Origin of the sequence: Burkholderia sp. LK4, from assembly GCF_001043615.1 — a bacterium.
Lineage (GTDB): Bacteria > Pseudomonadota > Gammaproteobacteria > Burkholderiales > Burkholderiaceae > Burkholderia > Burkholderia cepacia.
The window spans coordinates 228,670-248,259 of record NZ_LDUL01000010.1; the positions used below are offsets into that span (position 1 = coordinate 228,670).

Here is a 19,590-nt window from a genome sequence, read left to right on the forward strand (position 1 = left end):
CGTACCGGGGTGTTTATAACACGAACCTTGCATTTTGCCTTCAACGAAAGCCCGGCGGCACCGCGCTTTCGCCGAAGCGGCATCGCCGACCGTTACTTCCGGTTGGCGGCGAGCGCCTGCCACGTATCGATGATCGTGTCGGGGTTCAGCGAGATCGACACGATGCCTTCGTCGGTCAGCCATTGCGCGAAGTCCGGATGATCGGACGGGCCCTGGCCGCAGATACCGACGTACTTGCCCATCTTGCGGCAGGTATCGATCGCGCGCTTCAGCAGGAACTTGACGGCCGGGTCACGTTCGTCGAAGTCGACAGCCAGCAGTTCCATGCCCGAATCGCGGTCAAGGCCGAGCGTGAGCTGCGTGAGGTCGTTCGAGCCGATCGAGAAACCGTCGAAGTGTTCCAGGAACTCTTCGGCGAGGATCGCGTTGGTCGGGACTTCGCACATCATCACGAGGCGCAGGCCGTTTTCGCCGCGCTTCAGGCCGAACTTCTCGAGCAAGCCGACGACACGCTCCGCCTGCTTCACGGTACGCACGAACGGCACCATGATCTCGACGTTGGTCAGGCCCATCTCGTCGCGCACGCGCTTCAGTGCACGGCATTCCATCTCGAACGCCTGCGCGAAGTCTTCGGCGATGTAGCGCGATGCGCCGCGGAAACCCAGCATCGGGTTTTCCTCATCCGGCTCGTAACGCGAACCGCCGATCAGCTTCTTGTACTCGTTCGACTTGAAGTCGGACAGGCGCACGATCACGGGCTTCGGATAGAACGCCGCCGCGATCGTCGCGACACCTTCCGTCAGCTTGTCGACGTAGAACTGACGCGGCGATGCGTGACCGCGCGCGACGCTCTCGACGGCCTTCTTCAGGTCCTGGTCGATGTTCGGGTACTCGAGGATCGCCTTCGGGTGAACGCCGATGTTGTTGTTGATGATGAACTCGAGACGCGCGAGACCCACGCCGCCGTTCGGCAGTTGCGAGAAGTCGAACGCGAGCTGCGGGTTGCCGACGTTCATCATGATCTTGACCGGGATTTCCGGCAGTTCGCCGCGCTGCACTTCCGTGACTTCCGTCTCGAGCAGGCCGTCGTAGATCTTGCCTTCGTCGCCTTCCGCGCACGACACGGTGACGAGCGCGCCGTCCTTCAGGACGTCGGTCGCATCGCCGCAGCCGACGACTGCCGGCACGCCGAGCTCACGCGCGATGATCGCCGCGTGGCAGGTCCGGCCGCCACGGTTCGTGACGATCGCGGCCGCACGCTTCATCACCGGCTCCCAGTTCGGGTCGGTCATGTCGGCCACCAGCACGTCGCCCGGCTGTACGCGCTCCATTTCCGACGGATCCTGGATCACGCGCACGGGGCCCGCGCCGATCTTCTGGCCGATCGCACGACCCGTCGCGAGCACCTGCGACTGGCCCTTCAGCTTGAAGCGCTGCTCGGCCTTGCCGGTTGCCTGGCTCTTCACGGTTTCCGGGCGTGCCTGCAGGATGAAGATCTTGCCGTCGCGGCCGTCCTTGCCCCACTCGATGTCCATCGGACGCTGGTAGTGCTTCTCGATGATGACCGCGTACTTCGCCAGCTCGATCACGTCTTCGTCGGTGATCGAGTAGCGGTTGCGCTGCTCGTGCGGCACGTCGACCGTCTTCACGCGGCCCGGCTCGCCCGGCTGCGTGAATTCCATCTTGATCAGCTTCGAGCCGATCGAGCGGCGGATGATCGGGTACTTGTCCTGTGCGAGCGTCGTCTTGAACACGTAGAACTCGTCCGGGTTCACCGCGCCCTGCACGACGGTTTCGCCCAGGCCGTAGCTCGACGTGATGAACACGGCGTCCTTGAAGCCCGATTCGGTATCGATCGTGAACATCACGCCGGCCGCGCCGACGTCGGAGCGGACCATGCGCTGCACACCGGCCGACAGCGCGACTTCCGCGTGCGTGAAGCCCTTGTGCACGCGGTACGAGATCGCGCGGTCGTTGTACAGCGACGCGAACACGTGCTTCATGCGGTCGAGCACGTCTTCGATGCCGACGACGTTCAGGTACGACTCCTGCTGACCGGCGAACGATGCGTCGGGCAGGTCTTCCGCGGTAGCGGACGAACGCACGGCGAACGACAGCTCGCCCGGCGAGCCGTTCTTCAGGATGTCGAACTGCTCGCGGATTTCCTGCTCGAGACGTGCCTGCATCGGCGCATCGACGATCCACTTGCGGATTTCCGCACCGGCTTCGGCGAGCGCCTTCACGTCGTCGATGTCGAGCGACTCGAGACGCTTGGCGATGCGGTCGGTAAGGTCGTTGTGCTTGAGGAAATCGCGGAACGCGAGCGCGGTCGTGGCGAAACCGGTGGGTACGCGAACGCCTGCTTCGGAAAGCTGGCTGATCATTTCGCCAAGCGACGCATTCTTGCCGCCGACGATTTCCACATCGGTCATCCGCAACTGCTCGAACGGAATTACATACGCCTGGTCCTTTGCGACGTTTGCTGCGTTAGTCATACAAGCCCCTAAGTGTGAAAAAAATGCTCGATTGCGCAAGTGGGCTCGGACGCGGGCGCTTGCAAAAAGGCGCGGCGCGTCTTGCGCAACCTGTTGGAGAAACACTCGCAGTGGCGAAAATCTTCCGACCCGATTTGCAAAAATCCCGGCAGAAGGGCGATATTTGCAGACAAATCGCCAAACTTGCCGGGAATTATGGAATCGAGCGGCAAAGCCTGGGGCGCCGTTCGCGCCCTGCCCCCGCAATTGCTTATCCAACAGGTTGCCGCTATTCTACCGTGCCGGCTGCCGGATGTGGCGCGACCTTGTCACTGCGTCTGGAGGCGACCCTCCAGCCGCCCGCGCAACCGCCCTTCACGCTCGACGCCCAGATTCATGCTGCCTACCGTATTCATCGTCTCCGACGGTACCGGGATCACTGCCGAAACCTTCGCGCACTCGATCCTCTCCCAGTTCGACCAGAAATTCCGTCTCGTGCGCGTGCCGTTCGTCGACTCGCTCGACAAGGCCTATGCGACCGTCGAGAAGATCAACGAGGCCGCCGTGCACGACGGCCGCCGCGCGATCGTGTTCACGACGCTCGTCGACAGCGAGTCGAACGACATCGTCAAACGCTCGAACGCGCTCGTGCTCGACATGTTCCAGCGCTTCGTCGAACCGCTCGAACAGGAGCTGGAGCTCAAGTCGAGCCATGCGATGGGCCGCGGCCACCAGAACGCGGACACCGAGGAATACAAGACCCGGATCGAGGCGATCAACTTCTCGCTCGCGCACGACGACGGCCAGTCGAACCGCAACCTGTCGGAGGCCGACGTGATCCTCGTCGGCGTGTCGCGCAGCGGCAAGACACCGACGAGCCTGTATCTCGCGATGCAGTACGGCGTGAAGGCCGCGAACTATCCGCTGATTCCGGAAGACTTCGAACGCGGCAAGCTGCCGTCGGCGCTCGCCTCGCACCGCGAGAAGCTGTTCGGGCTGTCGATCGACCCGCAGCGCCTGTCGGAGATCCGGAACGAGCGGCGCCCGGGCAGCAAGTACGCCGCACCCGAGAACTGCCGCTACGAAATCAACGAGGCGGAAGCGATGATGCGCCGCGAGGGGATCAAGTGGCTGTCGTCGACGCACAAGTCGATCGAGGAAATCGCGACGACGATCCTGCAGGAAGTCCGCCTCGACCGGCAGTCGTACTAAGGTCGAGCGCCGGCGGCCGCCCTGCCGCCGCCGGAAACAAAAAGGCCGCGTCGAACGCGGCCTTTTTTCGTGGTGCGGGGAATGCGCGAGCGTGGCGCCACGCTCACCGCTGCTGGCGCACCTGCTCGAACAGGCACACCGCCGCCGCGGCTGCGACGTTCAGCGACTCCATCCCGCCCGGCTGCGGAATCGTCACGCGATGCGTGGCCACCTCGCGCCAGTACGCGGAAACGCCTGCCCCCTCGTTGCCGAACACCCACGCCACGGGGCCCGACAGGTCGCAATCGTAGATCGCCTGCGCGCCGTGCGAGTCGGTCAGCGCAACCGGCACATCGAGGCGTTCGGCAAGTTCACCGGCTTCGACATCCTCGTGGATCGACAGCAGGAAGTGCGCGCCCATGCCCGAACGCAGCACCTTCGACGACCATGCGTACGCGGTCCCCGGCGCACAGAACACGTGGCGCACGCCCGCGGCCGCCGCGCTGCGCAGGATCGAGCCGACGTTGCCGGCGTCCTGCACGCCGTCGAGCACGACCGACGTATGCGTGACGCGAGTGGGCAGCGGTTGCGCCGGCCGGTCGACGAGCAGCAGGAAGCCGACGCCGTTGACGACGTTCGACAACTGCCCGAACAGCGCGTCGGGCAGTGTGACGATCCGTTGCGCATCGATGCGCGCGACGATCGCCTGCGCCTCCGCGTGGCCGAGTGCGCCTTCGGTCACCACGCACAGCTCGGGCGTCGCGCCCGTATCGAGGTACGCGCTCGCGAGATGGAATCCTTCGAGCAGCGCCTGGCCGCTGCGGCGCTGATGGGGCGTCGAACCCGCGAGCGCCTTCAGGCGCTTGTACAGCGGGTTGTCGCGGGAAGTAATGCTTTTCATCGAATCAGGTCGAGTGCCGCGCGAACCGGCGCGAACGAGCGCCGGTGCGCTTCGCATGGCCCGTGCTCGCGCAGCGCGGCAAGATGTTTCGCGGTGCCGTAGCCCGCATGGACGTTGAAGCCGTACACCGGGAAACGTTCGTGCAGGTCGACGAGCATGCGATCGCGCGTGACCTTCGCGAGAATCGACGCGGCCGAGATGCTCGGCACGAGCGCATCGCCGCTGACGATCGCCTCGGCACGCACCGTCAACGTCGGGCAGCGGTTGCCATCGATCTGCGCGAGCGTCGGCAGCAGCGACAGGCCCTCGACCGCCCGCTTCATCGCGAGCATCGTCGCGTGCAGGATGTTCAGCGTGTCGATTTCGTCGACGCTTGCCGACGCGACGCAATACGCGCGCGAACGTGCGACGATCAGGTCGTACAGCGCGTCGCGCTTCTTCGCGGACAGTGCCTTCGAATCGTCGAGCCCGTCGATCGGCTGCGCCGGATCGAGGATCACGGCGGCGGCCACCACCGGCCCCGCGAGCGGGCCACGGCCGGCTTCGTCGACACCGCAGACGATCTCGTCGGGCCGGCTGAAATCGAAACCGTCCTGCACGTCGCTCGACGCGCGGCGGCGTGATGCACGTACTGCGGTCATGCGCGCCCCTTGCGTTGTTCGAGCACGCGCACGACCGCTTCGGCCGCCTTCGTAGCCGTGTTCTGCCGCAGCGAAAGATGCATTTCGGTGAAGACTTCGGTCAGTGTGCGGCGATTCGCGTCGTCGCGCAGCTGCGTGAGCGTCGCATCGGCGAGCGCCTCGGGCGTCGCGAAATGCTGCAGCAGCTCGGGCACGACGAAACGCCCCGCCAGGATGTTCGGCAGGCCGACGTACGGCAGGTACCCCTGCCGGCGCATGATCTGCCCGGTCAGCCAGGGCACCTTGTACGAGATCACCATCGGCTTCTTCAGCAGCGCGGCTTCCAGCGTGACCGTGCCGCTCTTCACGAGGATCGCGTCGGCCGCCGTCATCGCGACCTGCGAGCGGCCGTCGGTGAGCGTCAGCGCAAGCTGCGGATGCGCGTCGACGAGCGGCTGCAGCAGCGCGCGCAACGCGGGCGTCGCCGCCGGCATCACGAACCGCACGCCAGGCTCGCGCTGCTGCATCAGCGCCATTGCCGCAAAGAACGTCGGGCCGATCAGCGCGATTTCCGAACGCCGGCTGCCCGGCAGCACCGCGATCACCGGGCCGTCGGCCGGCAATCCGAGCGCGATGCGTGCGCCGTGCATGTCGGGTTCGAGCGGGATCTCGTCGGCCAGCGGATGGCCGACGTAGGTCGAGGCGACACCTGCCTTGTCGAGAATCGCCGGTTCGAACGGGAACAGGCACAGCATGTGATCGACGGACTTCGCGATCTTCTTGATCCGGCCGCCGCGCCATGCCCAGATCGACGGGCACACGAAGTGGATCGACGGGATACCGGCATCGCGCGCGGCCTGTTCCACGCTGAAGTTGAAGTCGGGCGCGTCGATACCGATGAATGCGTCCGGTCGCTCGGCGAGCAACTGGCGCTTCAGCTCACCGCGAATCCGCAGGATCTCGGGAATCTGGCCGAGCGCCTCGACGTAGCCGCGCACGGTCAGCTTGTCCATCTGCCAGTGCGAGTCGAAGCCCTGCGCGATCATCCGCTGCCCGCCGATCCCGTAATACTGGGCCGATTCGGGCAGCCGCTCGCGCAGCCCGCCGAGCAGCGACGCCCCGAGCAGGTCGCCCGACGGTTCGCCGGCCGCCATCGCGAGCCGGAGCTGAGTGGTCGGAAGCGGCATCGCTTAGCGGATGATGCCGCGTTGCGACGCGTCGATGAACTCGACGAACGCCTTGACCGCCGCGTCGCCGTCGCCGCCCGCTTCCGCGAGCTCGCGCAGTTGCACCTTCGCTTCCTCGAACGACAGGCCGTTCTTGTACAGCAGGCGGTAAGCGCTGCGCAGCGCCGAGATCGCATCGGGCGAGAAGCCGCGCCGACGCAGCCCTTCGACGTTGATGCCGTGCGGCTCCGCCTTGTTGCCCGCCGCGATCACGAACGGCGGAATGTCCTGCACGAGCGCCGAAGCGCCCCCGAGCATCGAATGCGCGCCGATGCGCACGAACTGGTGGACACCCGACATCCCGCCGACGATCGCCCAGTCGCCGATCTCGACGTGGCCGGCCATCTGCGCGTTGCTCGACAGGATCACGTGGCTGCCGACGGTGCAATCGTGACCGATGTGCACATAGGCCATGATCCAGTTGTCGTCGCCGAGCGTCGTCACGCCGCCGTCCTGCACGGTGCCCGTGTGGATCGTCGTGAATTCGCGGATCGTGTTGCGGCTGCCGATCACGAGCTTCGTCGGCTCGTCCTTGTACTTCATGTCCTGCGGACGGCCGCCGACCGACGCGTAATGGCCGATGCGGTTGTCCTCGCCGAGCGTCGTATGGCCTTCGATCACGCTGTGCGAGCCGATCGTCGTGCGCGCGCCGATCGTGACGTGCGGGCCGACGATCGCGTACGGGCCGATCTCTACCGATTCGTCGATCTGCGCGCCCGGTTCGACAATCGCGGTGGGATGAATCCTGGTCATGCGCCGTTGCCTCTCGATGTGATGTGTCGCGTTGCGTTGCCTGTGCGTGCCGCGTCGCTCAGGGCGCCACGTCGGTCGTCTTGACCGTGCACATCAGTTCGGCTTCCGCCGCCACCTTGCCGTCCACTTCCGCCACCGCCTTGAACTTCCAGATGCCGCGGATGTAGCGTTCGAACGTCACGTTCAGAATCAGTTGGTCGCCCGGTTCGACCGGACGCTTGAAGCGCGCGCCGTCGATCCCGACGAAGTAGTACAGCGTGTTCTCCGGATCCTTCGGCTGCTCTTCCGAGAAGGTCAGCAGCGCCGCGGCCTGCGCGAGCGCCTCGAGGATCAGCACGCCCGGCATCACCGGCCGCTTCGGGAAATGCCCCTGGAAGAACGGCTCGTTGATCGACACGTTCTTCAGCGCTTTGATTCCCTTGTGCGGCTCGAGTTCGAGCACGCGATCGACGAGCAGAATCGGGTAGCGATGCGGCAGCAGCGTGAGGATCTTGTGGATGTCGAGATTGATTTTTTCAGTGCTCATGATGGTTCGTCTCACGCAGAGGCTGCGCGGTGGTGATGCAAAGGCTGAAGCGGGCCGCCGTGCGGCCCAGTCTGGCAAACCGGGCCGGTTGCGCTGGCCGTGCCCGGTTCGAGGTCTCGCATGATGCGCTCAGGCGCCCGTGCCGCCCTGGGCGGCGAGCGCGGCTTCGAGCGCCTTGATGCGCTCGCGCAGCTTGTCGAGGTTGCGCACGAGCGCGGCGCTCTTGTTCCATTCGCCGTGGTCGACGGCCGGGAACGCGCTGGTATAGATGCCGGCCTTCGGCAGCGACTTCGAGACGCCCGAATTCGCGGTGATGATGACATAGTCGCCGAGCGTCACGTGGCCGGCGATCCCTGCCGCACCGCCGATCATGCAATGGCGGCCGATCGTCGTGCTGCCCGCGATGCCCGCCTTGCCGGCGATCACCGTGTAGGCGCCGATCCGGCAGTTGTGGGCGATCTGCACCTGGTTGTCGATCTTCACGCATTCGTCGATGACGGTGTCCGCCATCGCGCCGCGGTCGATCGTCGTGTTCGCGCCGATCTCGACGTCCGGGCCGATCGATACGCCGCCGACCTGCGGGATCTTGACCCAGCTGCCGGTGCGCGCGTCGCCGTCGCCGACGAAATCCGGCGCGAAGCCGAAACCGTCGGAGCCGATCACGGCACCCGCATGGATGATCGCGCGCGGGCCGACCTTGCAGCCGTGGTACACCGACGCGTTCGGATAGATGTGCGAGCCCGCGCCGATCGTCGTGCCGCGGCCGATGAAGACGTTCGCGTCGAGCTGCACGCCGTCCTCGATCACCGCGCCGGCCTCGACCGTCACGTGCGGGCCGATCACCGCGCTCGCGGCGACCTGCGCGGCCGGATCGATCGTCGCGCTCGGATGCACGCCGGCGGCACGCTGCGGCGTGGCCAGATCGATGAACATCTGCGCGACGCGCGCGAAGTACGCGTACGGATTCGGCGTGACAATGAAATTGCGACCCGTCGCGGCCGCGCCCAGCTTTTCCAGATCCTTCGGCGCGATCAGCACCGCGCCGGCGCGGGTCGACTCGACCTGCGACAGGTACTTCGGATTCGCGAGGAACGCGAGTTGCTGCGGGCCTGCCTGGTCGAGCGGTGCGAGCCCGCCCACCTTGCACTGTGCGTCGCCGGCGATCTCGCCGCCGAACCGCTTTACGAGTTCCTCAAGCGTCAATGCCATTCGTCGTCTGCTCCGTTCAGTTCGTCGAGCCGGACGCGAGCGCCTTGAGCACCTTGTCGGTGATGTCGATGCGCGGGCTGACGTACACGGCTTCCTGCACGATCAGGTCGTAATTCTGCTGCTCGGCGATCTGCTTGATGACCTTGTTCGCCTTCTCGAGCACGGCCGCCAGTTCCTCGTTGCGGCGCTGGTTCAGGTCTTCGCGGAACTCGCGCTGCTTGCGCTGGAAGTCGGTATCGAGCTGGGCGAGATCGCGCTGCTTCTGCGCGCGGTCGGCCGCCGACAGCGACGCGCCGTTCTTGTCCAGCGAATCGGACATCGACTTCAGGCGTGCCGCCAGATCCTGCAGATCCTTGTCACGCTTCGCGAACTCGGCTTCGAGCTTCGTCTGCGCCGCCTTCGCGGGCGCCGACTCGCGCAGGATCCGATCCGAATTGACCGCCGCGATGCGGGCGACGTCCTGTGCGTGCACCGTTGCCGCGCCCAAGGCCAGCGCAACGGTCAGCGCGCACATCACTCGTTTCGAAAACTTACCGGTTAGCAAAATTACCCTCTCGTTGCTGTTGTCATGCGTTCGGTCAGAACGCCGTCCCGATCTGGAACTGGAATTTCTGGTACTGGTCGCCTTCGTGCTTCTGCAGCGGGAAGCCGAGGCTCAGCTTCAGCGGGCCGATCGGCGAGATCCACGCGAGACCCACACCGTAGCCGTAACGCAGGCCGTTGGCGCCCGTACTCGTGCCGCCCGGCGCGTTGCCCCACACGTTACCGCCGTCGAGGAACGTGAACACGCGCAGCGTGCGGTCGTAGCCCGTGCCCGGCAGCGGGAACGTCAGTTCGATGTTGCCGACGAGCATCTTCGAACCGCCGATCGGGTCGTTCGTCTTCGTGTCGCGCGGGCCCAGCGAGCTCGGCTCGTAGCCACGCACGGAGCCGATACCGCCCGCGTAGTAGTTCTTGAAGATCGGGTACGGGTTGCCGATACCGTTACCGTAGCCGCCTTGCAGGTTCAGGCCCAGGATGAAGCCGCGCGAGAACGAATAGTAGTACTGGGCCTGCAGGTCGGCCTTGTAGTACTGGATCTTGCCGACCGGTACGCCGTACTCCATGTTCGCCTGCGTGAAGTAGCCGCGGCTCGGAATCAGCGCGCTGTCACGCGCGTCGCGCGACCACGCGACCGTCAGCGGCACGGTGTTCGACACGCGGCCGAACTCGTTCACGTAATCCTGGTAGCTCTGCGGCGTGTTCGAATCGACGTCGAGACGGTTCTGCTCGAAGCCGGCGCCGAAGTAGACCGTGTCGACTTCCGAGAACGGAATGCCGAACTTCAGGTTGCCGCCCGCGCTGATGATCCGGAAGCTCGAGCTCGTCGAATAGTAGAGCGGCTGGTACGTGCGGTAGTAGACGTCCGTGATCCGCTTGATGCCGTCGACCGTGAAATACGGGTCGACCTGCGTGACGGTCAGCGTGCGGTAGCTCTTCGCGGTGTTGACGTTCACCGACAGGCTGGTACCCGAACCGAACACGTTGTCCTGCGACACGCCCGCCGACAGCACGACCTTGTCCGTCGACGAGAAGCCGGCGCCCAGCGTGATCGCGCCGGTCGGCTTTTCATCGACCTTCACGTTCACGTCGACCTGGTCGTTCGTGCCGTCGACCGGCACCGTCGTGACGTCGACGTTGGTGAAGTAGCCGAGACGGTTCACGCGATCCTTCGACAGCGCGAGGCGGTTCGAATCGAACCACGAGCTTTCGAGCTGGCGCATTTCGCGGCGCACGACTTCGTCGCGCGTGCGCGTGTTGCCGACGACGTTGATCCGGCGCACGTACACACGGCGGCTCGGATCGACGACGAGGTTCAGGTTCACCTTGTGGTTCGCCTGGTCGATGTCCGGCTGCGCGTTGACGGTCGCGAATGCATAACCGTATTCACCGAGCTTGTCGACGATCGACTTGGTGGTCTGCTGCAGCTTTTCGGCCGAGAAGCGATCGCCCGGCTTGATCTTGATCAGCTTGTTGAGTTCGGCCTCGCGATCGAGCAGGTTGCCCGACAGCTTGATGCCCGACACCGTGTACGGCTCGCCCTCGTGCAGCGTGACCGTCAGGTACATGTCCTTCTTGTCGGGCGAGATCGACACCTGGGTCGAATCGATGTTGAACTCGAGATAACCGCGGTTCAGGTAGTACGAGCGCACCGCTTCGAGGTCGCCCGTCAGCTTTTCCTTCGAGTACAGGTCGTTCTTCGTGTACCAGGAGAACCAGTTCGGCGTGGACAGCTGCATCTCGTCGCGCAGCGTGCTGGTGCTGAATGCCTTGTTGCCGATGAAGTTGATCTGGCGGATCTTCGCGCTCGGGCCTTCGGCCACCGCGAACAGGATCGACACACGGTTCGCGTCGACCGGCGTGACCGTCGTCTTGACCTCGGCCGCGTAGAAACCGCGCGTGAGGTACTGGCGCTTGAGCTCCTGCTCCGCCTTGTCGACGAGCGCCTTGTCGTAATAACGGCCGTCGGCAAGGCCGACCGCGCGCAGCGCCTTCGTCAGGTTGTCCTTGTCGAATTCCTTCGTGCCGGTGAAGTCGATCGACGCGATGGCCGGACGCTCCTGCACCTGCACGATCACGACGTTGCCCTGCGTGGCGATGCGTACGTCGTTGAAAAAGCCCGTCGCGTACAGCGCGCGGATTGCTTCGGATGCCTTGTCGTCCGTGAAGGTATCGCCCTGCTTGATCGGCAGGTAGGCGAACACCGAACCCGCTTCGACGCGCTGCAGCCCCTCGATCTTGATGTCTTGCACCACGAACGGTGCCGCTGCATGCGCCGCGAGGCCGTGCGCGGCGAGCGCGGCCGCTGCAACTGTCTTAGGTACAAAACGATGAGGTTTGAACAACATGCATCCCCAATATTTAGCTGCATCAAATCGGGCGACTGCCCTGCGGCCGCCGCCTGACGCTTCAGAAATGGATTAACCGAGCCAGATCGTTGAACAGCGCGATCGCCGACAACGCGACGATGCAGATCAACCCGGCTCTTTGCAGAATCAGCTGCCAGCGCTCCGAGACGGCTTTCCCGGTCGCGGCTTCAACCGCATAATATAACAGATGCCCCCCGTCCAAAACGGGAATCGGCAACAAGTTCAGGACGCCAAGGCTAATGCTGACAAGGGCGAGGAACGACAGGAACGCCGACGGACCGAGCCGCGCACTCTTGCCCGCGTAGTCGGCAATCGTCACGGGGCCGGACAGGTTCTTCAGCGACGCGTTGCCCGTGATCATGCGCCCGAACATCCGCAGCGAATACACGGAGATGTCCCACGTGCGGTGCGCGCCGAGCCGCAGGCTCTCGATCGGCCCGTAACGCACGTCGACGGACGGCGCGTGCATCGACAGCGCCGCACCGATACGGCCGACCTGCTGCCCCGATTCATCGTCGCGCTGCATCTGCGGCACGATCGACACCGTCTGCGCGGCGCCGTCGCGCTCGATCTGCAGCTCGAGCGGCTTGCCTGCATGGTGTTTCACGAAATCGATGAAGCGCGTCGCGCCGCCGATCGGCTTGCCGTCGAGCGCGACCAGCTTGTCGCCGGACTTCAGGCCCGCCTGCTCCGCCGCGCTGCCGGGCTGCACCGTCGCGATCGACAGCGTGCCGCCGCCGGCCTCGAAACCCAGACGGGCCATGAAATCGTCGTCGAGCTGACTTTCGGGAACGTTGCGCAGGTCGACGCGGAAATCGAACGTCGTGTTGCCGTCGCGCGCGCCAAGCACGATCTCGCGGTGATCGAACGCGGCCGCGAGCAGCTTCCAGCGCAGGTCCGACCACGACCTTACCGGCTCGGACTCGCCGCCTTGCGCGTCGCCCGTGCGCACGTTGCGGATCGACACGATCGCCTCGCCACCGTCGAAGCCCGCGCGCGCCGCCGCCGTACCGGCGGCCGGCGGCGCGACGATCGCGGCCGGCTCGGTCACGCCGGTGGCAAATACGACGGAAAACAGGAAGATTGCCAACAGGAAGTTGGCAATCGGGCCGGCCGCGACGATCGCGATGCGCTTGTAGACCGATTGCCGGTTGAACGCCTGGCCGAGTTCCTCGGGCGGGATGCCGGGGCCGGGATCGCGCTCGTCGAGCATCTTCACGTAGCCGCCGAGCGGCAACGCGGACAGCGTCCACTCGGTGCCCGTCCGGCGGCTGACCCAGCGCGCGACGGGCTGGCCGAAGCCGATCGAGAAACGCAGCACCTTCACGCCGCACCAGCGCGCGACGCGATAATGTCCGTACTCATGCACGACGACCAGCACCCCGATCGCCACCGCAAACGCGATCAGTTCGACCAGCACGTTCATGAGCACCCCATTCAGACAGTACGCTCCACGCGTGGCGCAGGCGCTTTGGCAATGATCTCGGCGGCGAGGCGGCGTGCCTCTGCATCCGCCGCCAGGACGTCGTCGAGCCCGTCGGGCGCGCGGTTCGGCAGCGTGTTGAGCACGGCGTCGACCGTCGCCGCAATCGCCATGAAGCCGATGCGGCGCGCGAGAAACGCTTCGACCGCCACTTCGTTCGCCGCGTTCAATGCGGCGCTCGCGATACCGCCTTCCTCGAGTGCCTTCAGCGCGAGCGCGAGGCACGGGAAGCGCGCGTAATCGGGCTTCTCGAACGACAGCTGGGCGATCTGCGCGAGGTCGAGCTGATCGACGCCCGCATCGACGCGCTCGGGGAACGCGAGTGCGTGCGCGATCGGCGTGCGCATGTCGGGGTTGCCGAGCTGGGCGAGCACCGAGCCGTCGCGGTACGACACGAGCGAATGGATCACGCTCTGCGGATGGATCAGCACGTCGATCCGGTCGCCCGGCAGCCCGAAGATCCAGTGCGCCTCGATCACCTCGAGACCCTTGTTCATCATCGTCGCGGAGTCGACCGAGATCTTGCGGCCCATCACCCAGTTCGGATGCTTGCACGCTTCGTCCGGCGTCACGTCGACGAGCGTGGCCGGCTCGCGCGTGCGGAACGGGCCGCCCGACGCGGTCAGGATGATCTTCGAGATCCCGCCGTGCTCGTTCTCGTCGCGGGGCATGCACTGGAAGATCGCGTTGTGTTCGCTGTCGACCGGCAGCAGGATCGCGCCATGGTCGCGCACGGCGTCCATGAAGATCGCGCCCGACATCACCAGCGATTCCTTGTTCGCGAGCAGGATGCGCTTGCCGGCGCGCGCGGCCGCGAGGCTCGGCGCGAGGCCGGCCGCGCCGACGATCGCCGCGACCACCGTGTCGCAGCCGTCGCTCTTCGACACGTCGACGAGCGCCTGCGGCCCGTGCAGCACGGTCGTCTTGCTGCCCGCCGCACGCAGCTTCGCTTCGACCTGTGCGGCGGTCGCGGCATCGCCGACCACCGCCACTTCAGGCGCGAAGCGCAGGCATTGCTCGACCAGCTTGTCGCCGTTGCGGTGTGCGGTCAGCGCGTAGACCGAGAAGCGCTCGGGATGGCGCGCGACCACGTCGAGCGTGCTGTCTCCGATCGAGCCCGTGGAACCGAGCAATGTCAGACGTTTTTGCATAACAGAAATAGTGGTTTAACCAAGCAGCAGCATCGCGAGCGGCAGCACCGGAAGCAGCGCGTCGACACGGTCGAGCACGCCGCCATGGCCAGGCAGCAGTCCGCTCGAATCCTTCACGCCCGCCTGCCGCTTCAGCAGCGACTCGAACAGGTCGCCGATCACGCTGTACGCGACCAGCAGCGTCAGTGCGGCCCACGCACCGGGCATCCCGTAACGCACGGCGAACGCGGAAAACAGGGTCGGCTCGAACGCGTGCACGACCATCGCGACACCGGCGACGACCATCACGGCGAGCCAGCCCCCGATCGCGCCTTCCCAGCTCTTGCCGGGACTGATCGTGACGGCCAGTTTACGCTTTCCGAAGGCCTTGCCCGCGAAGTATGCGCCGATATCGGCCAGCCAGACGACCAGAAGCAGCGACAGCACGAACGGCACGCCCAGCGCGCGCGCCGCGACGAGCGCATGCCAGCAGGCTGCAAAGACCACGAGGCCGGCCGCCAGCAGGAACGGCCGCCAGACGCCGCCCGCGAGTTCTGGCTTGCGCCGCAGCGCGAACGGGCCGACCAGCAGCCAGAACACGCCGGCTGCCATGAAAAGGGGACGGGACGAAGCCGCATCGACGCCGAGCGGCACCGTTGCCGCGAGCGCAAGCGCCGCGACGACGGCATAGACGACCGGGCCGGCGCCGCCGAGCTTGAGCAGGCGCGCCCATTCCCACGCGGCGAACACGAGCACGACGCCGATCAGCGCGCCGAACGCGGTGAGCGGCGCGAACAGCGTCACCGGCAGCAGCACCGCCAGCATCACGATCGCCGTGATCACACGGGTTTTCAGCATGAAAGGGAGTCGGCGTTCTGCGATTGCGGTTCGAGCTGTGCGCTCGTGCGGCCGAAACGACGTTCGCGCTCCGTATACGACGCCATGGCGTCGGCCAGTGCCGCGCCGTCGAAATCCGGCCAGTATTTGTCGGTGAAATAGAATTCGGCGTACGCGAGCTGCCACAGCAGGAAGTTGCTGACGCGCTGCTCGCCACCGGTACGGATGAAGAGATCGGGCTCCGGCGCATAGGCCATCGCCAGGTGCGGCGCGAACGCGTCCTCGGTCACTTCGACCTCGCGCCCTTCGCGCACGGCCTGCTCGACGAGCTTCTTCGTCGCCTGCAGGATGTCCCACCGGCCGCCGTAGTTGGCCGCGATGGTGAGCGTAAGACGGGTGTTGCGCGCCGTCTTGGTTTCGGCGCGGCGAATCAGTTCGCGGATGCGCGGCTCGAAACGGTCGAGATCGCCGACGACACGCAGGCGGATCCCGTTCGCATGGAGCTTGCCGACCTCGCGCTCGAGCGCGGTGATGAAGAGCCGCATCAGGAACGACACTTCGTCGTTCGGCCGGCGCCAGTTTTCCGAACTGAACGCGAACAGCGTCAGGTATTCGACGCCGGCGCGCGCGCAGCCTTCGACCACCGCCCGCACGGCATCGACGCCGCGGGTATGCCCCGCGACGCGCGGCAAGCGGCGTTCGGTCGCCCAACGGCCGTTGCCGTCCATGATGATCGCGATGTGACGCGGCACGACACCGACGTCAGGCACGCGAACGGTAGAGCTGGTATAGGTCATGGCCGTTGAGACAGTTGCGGGAAGAAGGCGGCGCGCGAGGACGGTCGTCAGACCGTCATGATCTCGGCTTCCTTGGTCTGCACGAGCTTGTCGATTTCGGCGACGTGCTTGTCGGTCAGCTTCTGCACGTCGTCGCTCGCACGGCGCTCGTCGTCTTCCGAGATTTCCTTGTCCTTCACGAGCTTCTTGAGCGCTTCGTTCGCGTCGCGGCGCAGGTTGCGGATCGCGACCTTGGCCGTTTCGCCTTCGCTCTTGACGACCTTGGTCAGTTCGCGGCGGCGCTCTTCCGTCAGCGCGGGCATCGGCACGCGGATCAGGTCGCCGGCCGTCGCCGGGTTCAGGCCCAGGTCGGCTTCGCGAATGGCCTTCTCGACCTTCGCGACCATGTTCTTTTCCCACGGCTGCACGCCGATCGTGCGCGCATCGACGAGCGTCAGGTTAGCGACCTGCGAGATCGGCACCATCGACCCGTAGTAGTCGACCTGCACGTGATCGAGCAGACCGGTGTGTGCACGGCCCGTACGGATCTTTGCCAGATCGTTCTTGAACGCCTCGATCGAGCGCTGCATCTTTTGCTCGACGCCCTTCTTGGTATCAGCGACACTCATTTCAACCTCCGAACCTTCTAACCTTCAAAGAACGCGGGCCCTGCCCGGCGCGTCCGGCGCGCCGCGGCCGATGGCCCGCATCCGCGGGAGTTTACACGTGGACGAGCGTACCTTCGTCCTCGCCCAGCACGATGCGCTTGAGCGCGCCCGGCTTGTTGATCGAAAACACGCGAATCGGCAGCTTCTGGTCGCGGCACAGCGCGAAGGCCGTCGCGTCCATCACCTGCAGGTTGCGGCTGATCGCCTCGTCGAACGTGATCGTCGTGTAGCGCGTGGCCGACGGATCCTTCTTCGGATCGGCAGAATATACGCCATCGACCTTGGTCGCCTTCAGCACCACCTCGGCGCCCACTTCCGAACCGCGCAGCGCGGCGGCCGTGTCGGTCGTGAAGAACGGGTTGCCCGTACCGGCCGCGAAGATCACGACGCGGCCTTCCTCGAGCTGGCGAATCGCGCGGGGCCGGATGTACGGCTCGACGACCTGGTCCATGCGCAGCGCGGACTGCACGCGCGCCTCGATGCCGGCGTGGCGCATCGCGTCCTGCAGCGCCAGCGCGTTCATCATCGTCGCGAGCATCCCCATGTAGTCCGCCGTCGCGCGATCCATGCCGGCCGCGCCACCCGCGACACCGCGGAAAATATTACCGCCACCGATCACGACCGCGAGCTGCGTACCGAGACGCACGACTTCGGCGATATCGGCCACCATCCGTTCGATCGTCGCGCGATTGATGCCGAAGGCATCGTCGCCCATCAGCGCTTCGCCGGAGAGTTTGAGGAGGACGCGTTTATAGGCATTGGACATAGGGGCTTCCGAGCGACGAGAGGATGACAACCACGAACTGTAGGGGCGAAATACTGATTCGGGCAAGCGCCGACGGTCGAACCGGGTTTCCCGGCCGGCCGGCGGCGGCGCCGACCGCGGCGGAGCGGACGCCCGCCGCGGATACTGCCTGACTGCTTACGGCTTACTGCTGCTTTGCTGCTGCGACTTGCGCGGCCACTTCGGCGGCGAAGTCGTCCTGGCGCTTCTCGATGCCTTCGCCGACGACGAACAGCGCGAACTTCTGCACTGCCGCATTCGCTGCCTTCAGCATCTGCTCGATCGTCTGCTTGTCGTTCTTCACGAACGTCTGGTTCAGCAGCGACACTTCCTTCAGGTACTTCTGGACGCTGCCGTCGACCATCTTCGCGACGATCTCGGCCGGCTTGCCCGATTCCGCAGCCTTCTGCTCGGCCACGCGGCGTTCCGTCTCGATCAGTTCCGCCGGCACGTCAGCCGACGACAGCGCGACCGGCTTCATTGCCGCGATGTGCATCGCGACGTCCTTGCCGACCTGCTCTTCCGCGCCCGTGTACTCGACGATCACGCCGATACGCGCGCCGTGCAGGTACGTTGCGATCTTGTTCGCGGTTTCGAAACGGACGAAACGGCGGATCGAGACGTTCTCGCCGATCTTGCCGATCAGGGCCAGACGCACTGCGTCGACCGTCGAGCCTTCGAGCGGCAGTGCCGACAGCGCTGCCACGTCGGCCGGGTTCTGCGTCGCGACGAGTTCTGCAACCGTCTTCGAGAATGCGAGGAAGTCGTCGTTCTTCGCGACGAAGTCGGTTTCGCAGTTCAGCTCGACCAGCGCGCCTGCGTTGCCGCCGACGAACGATGCGACGACGCCTTCTGCCGTCACGCGCGATGCCGCCTTGCTTGCCTTGTTGCCGAGCTTGACGCGCAGCAGCTCTTCAGCCTTGGCCAGATCGCCGTCGGCTTCCGTCAGCGCCTTCTTGCACTCCATCATCGGTGCGTCGGTCTTCGCGCGCAGTTCTGCCACCATGCTTGCGGTAATTGCCGCCATCATTCGCTCCTTGAGTCTGTATTCACAACGCCGCCCGCTTGGACGCGAACGGCCGAAAATCGTTTCCGGACCCGCGCCGATTCGGCGCGATCAGGTCCGGCGCACAAGCTTAAAAAAAGGGGGCCTGTTGAGAGCCCCCTTTTTGCGCCGGCTCGGGGCCAGTTACGCGTTTTCCTCGACGTACTCGTCGTCGCCGCGTGCGGCCTGGACCACTTCGTTGACCGCGTTCGCACGGCCTTCGAGGATCGCGTCGGCCACGCCTTCGGCGTACAGCGCGACTGCCTTGCTCGAGTCGTCGTTACCCGGGATCACGTAATCCACACCTTCCGGCGAGTGGTTCGTATCGACCACGGCGATGACCGGCACGCCCAGCTTGTTCGCTTCCGTGACGGCAATCTTGTGGTAGCCGACGTCGACGACGAAGATTGCGTCCGGAATGCCGCCCATGTCCTTCACGCCGCCGATCGACTTCTGCAGCTTCGCGATTTCGCGTTCGAACAGCAGCGCTTCCTTCTTGCTCATCTTCTCGAGCTCGCCTGCCTCGACTGCCGCTTCCATGTCCTTCAGGCGCTTGATCGATACCTTCAGCGTCTTGAAGTTGGTCATCATGCCGCCGAGCCAGCGTGCGTTGACGTACGGCATGCCCGCGCGCTGCGCTTCCTGGGCGATCGTGTCACGCGACTGACGCTTCGTGCCGACGAACAGGATCGTGCCGCGGTTCGCTGCCAGCTGGCGCACGTACTTCTGTGCGTCCGTGAACATCGGCAGCGTCTTTTCGAGGTTGATGATGTGAATCTTGTTGCGGTGACCGAAAATGAACGGAGCCATCTTCGGGTTCCAGAAGCGCGTCTGGTGACCGAAGTGGACACCCGCTTCCAGCATTTGGCGCATCGTAACTGCCATGTAAATTCTCCACGAGGGTTGGGTCTTAAGCCGGCCGCCGTACCGCCGCACGAACCTGCCCCGAAAGGCACGATTTCCGCGCGGCCGGCACCCTGGTTGCGCCGGCTTGCGATTCGGCACGTGCAAAACGCCCGTGCCGTAAGCCTTTCACCGCGATGCCGCCCCGCAACGGG

At 65.4% G+C, this 19,590-nt stretch carries 18 protein-coding genes; 1 reads left to right on the forward strand and 17 read right to left on the reverse strand.

Translation table 11 applies throughout. The features are described 5' to 3' along the window. Window positions 1-92 precede the first annotated feature (92 nt). Entirely contained in the window at window positions 93-2,495 is a 2,403-nt protein-coding gene (gene ppsA / locus VK92_RS06635; protein WP_048020911.1) for a phosphoenolpyruvate synthase, read from the reverse strand. 375 nt (window positions 2,496-2,870) lie between these two features. Between ppsA and ppsR the strand changes: the two genes are divergently transcribed. Then, window positions 2,871-3,686, forward strand: coding sequence for a posphoenolpyruvate synthetase regulatory kinase/phosphorylase PpsR (gene ppsR, locus VK92_RS06640; RefSeq protein WP_021159117.1), 816 nt, complete (start codon window positions 2,871-2,873; stop codon window positions 3,684-3,686). Window positions 3,687-3,789: 103 nt separating this feature from the next. Here ppsR and VK92_RS06645 read toward each other — a convergent pair whose 3' ends face one another. The 16 genes from VK92_RS06645 to rpsB form a co-directional block, all read right to left on the reverse strand. Further along, entirely contained in the window at window positions 3,790-4,566 is a 777-nt protein-coding gene (locus tag VK92_RS06645; protein ID WP_048020909.1) for a TrmH family RNA methyltransferase, read from the reverse strand. Continuing rightward, window positions 4,563-5,207, reverse strand: a complete 645-nt coding sequence (gene rnhB, locus VK92_RS06650) for a ribonuclease HII (protein WP_021159115.1) — start codon at window positions 5,205-5,207, stop codon at window positions 4,563-4,565. Before rnhB ends, VK92_RS06645 begins: the two co-directional genes overlap by 4 nt. Continuing rightward, entirely contained in the window at window positions 5,204-6,373 is a 1,170-nt protein-coding gene (lpxB, locus tag VK92_RS06655; RefSeq protein WP_042974811.1) for a lipid-A-disaccharide synthase, read from the reverse strand. The genes rnhB and lpxB overlap by 4 nt, the downstream gene beginning before the upstream one ends. A 3-nt stretch (window positions 6,374-6,376) precedes the next feature. Continuing rightward, a complete protein-coding gene (gene lpxA, locus VK92_RS06660) occupies window positions 6,377-7,165 on the reverse strand; it encodes an acyl-ACP--UDP-N-acetylglucosamine O-acyltransferase (RefSeq protein ID WP_021159113.1) in 789 nt (262 codons plus the stop codon). A gap of 58 nt (window positions 7,166-7,223) precedes the next feature. Next, the gene (fabZ, locus tag VK92_RS06665; protein ID WP_021159112.1) at window positions 7,224-7,691 is read right to left on the reverse strand and encodes a 3-hydroxyacyl-ACP dehydratase FabZ; all 468 of its coding nucleotides are present in this window, start codon (window positions 7,689-7,691) and stop codon (window positions 7,224-7,226) included. Between the two features lie 129 nt (window positions 7,692-7,820). Then, on the reverse strand, window positions 7,821-8,900 hold the full coding sequence (gene lpxD, locus VK92_RS06670; RefSeq protein WP_021159111.1) for a UDP-3-O-(3-hydroxymyristoyl)glucosamine N-acyltransferase: 1,080 nt from the start codon (window positions 8,898-8,900) through the stop codon (window positions 7,821-7,823). 16 nt (window positions 8,901-8,916) lie between these two features. Then, a complete protein-coding gene (locus VK92_RS06675) occupies window positions 8,917-9,414 on the reverse strand; it encodes an OmpH family outer membrane protein (RefSeq protein ID WP_011549544.1) in 498 nt (165 codons plus the stop codon). A gap of 64 nt (window positions 9,415-9,478) precedes the next feature. Next, window positions 9,479-11,788 carry an outer membrane protein assembly factor BamA gene (gene bamA, locus VK92_RS06680; protein WP_021159110.1) on the reverse strand — a complete coding sequence of 770 codons (2,310 nt, stop codon included), beginning with the start codon at window positions 11,786-11,788 and terminating at the stop codon, window positions 9,479-9,481. A 61-nt stretch (window positions 11,789-11,849) separates the two neighbouring features. Continuing rightward, window positions 11,850-13,235 carry an RIP metalloprotease RseP gene (gene rseP / locus VK92_RS06685; protein WP_048020907.1) on the reverse strand — a complete coding sequence of 462 codons (1,386 nt, stop codon included), beginning with the start codon at window positions 13,233-13,235 and terminating at the stop codon, window positions 11,850-11,852. An 11-nt stretch (window positions 13,236-13,246) separates the two neighbouring features. Next, entirely contained in the window at window positions 13,247-14,443 is a 1,197-nt protein-coding gene (locus VK92_RS06690) for a 1-deoxy-D-xylulose-5-phosphate reductoisomerase (protein WP_021159108.1), read from the reverse strand. Window positions 14,444-14,458: 15 nt separating this feature from the next. Continuing rightward, on the reverse strand, window positions 14,459-15,280 hold the full coding sequence (locus tag VK92_RS06695) for a phosphatidate cytidylyltransferase (RefSeq protein ID WP_042974809.1): 822 nt from the start codon (window positions 15,278-15,280) through the stop codon (window positions 14,459-14,461). Beyond that, window positions 15,274-16,056: a polyprenyl diphosphate synthase gene (gene uppS / locus VK92_RS06700; protein WP_006478494.1), complete on the reverse strand. Its 783-nt coding sequence runs from the start codon at window positions 16,054-16,056 to the stop codon at window positions 15,274-15,276. The genes VK92_RS06695 and uppS overlap by 7 nt, the downstream gene beginning before the upstream one ends. A gap of 47 nt (window positions 16,057-16,103) precedes the next feature. Beyond that, window positions 16,104-16,664 (reverse strand): ribosome recycling factor, encoded by a 561-nt coding sequence (gene frr / locus VK92_RS06705; protein ID WP_021159105.1) that lies wholly within the window; start codon window positions 16,662-16,664, stop codon window positions 16,104-16,106. Window positions 16,665-16,755: 91 nt separating this feature from the next. Further along, window positions 16,756-17,469 carry a UMP kinase gene (gene pyrH, locus VK92_RS06710; RefSeq protein ID WP_011352459.1) on the reverse strand — a complete coding sequence of 238 codons (714 nt, stop codon included), beginning with the start codon at window positions 17,467-17,469 and terminating at the stop codon, window positions 16,756-16,758. Between the two features lie 163 nt (window positions 17,470-17,632). Beyond that, a complete protein-coding gene (gene tsf, locus VK92_RS06715) occupies window positions 17,633-18,514 on the reverse strand; it encodes a translation elongation factor Ts (RefSeq protein WP_021159104.1) in 882 nt (293 codons plus the stop codon). Between the two features lie 162 nt (window positions 18,515-18,676). Then, window positions 18,677-19,417, reverse strand: coding sequence for a 30S ribosomal protein S2 (gene rpsB, locus VK92_RS06720; protein ID WP_006483818.1), 741 nt, complete (start codon window positions 19,415-19,417; stop codon window positions 18,677-18,679). Window positions 19,418-19,590: the final 173 nt, after the last annotated feature.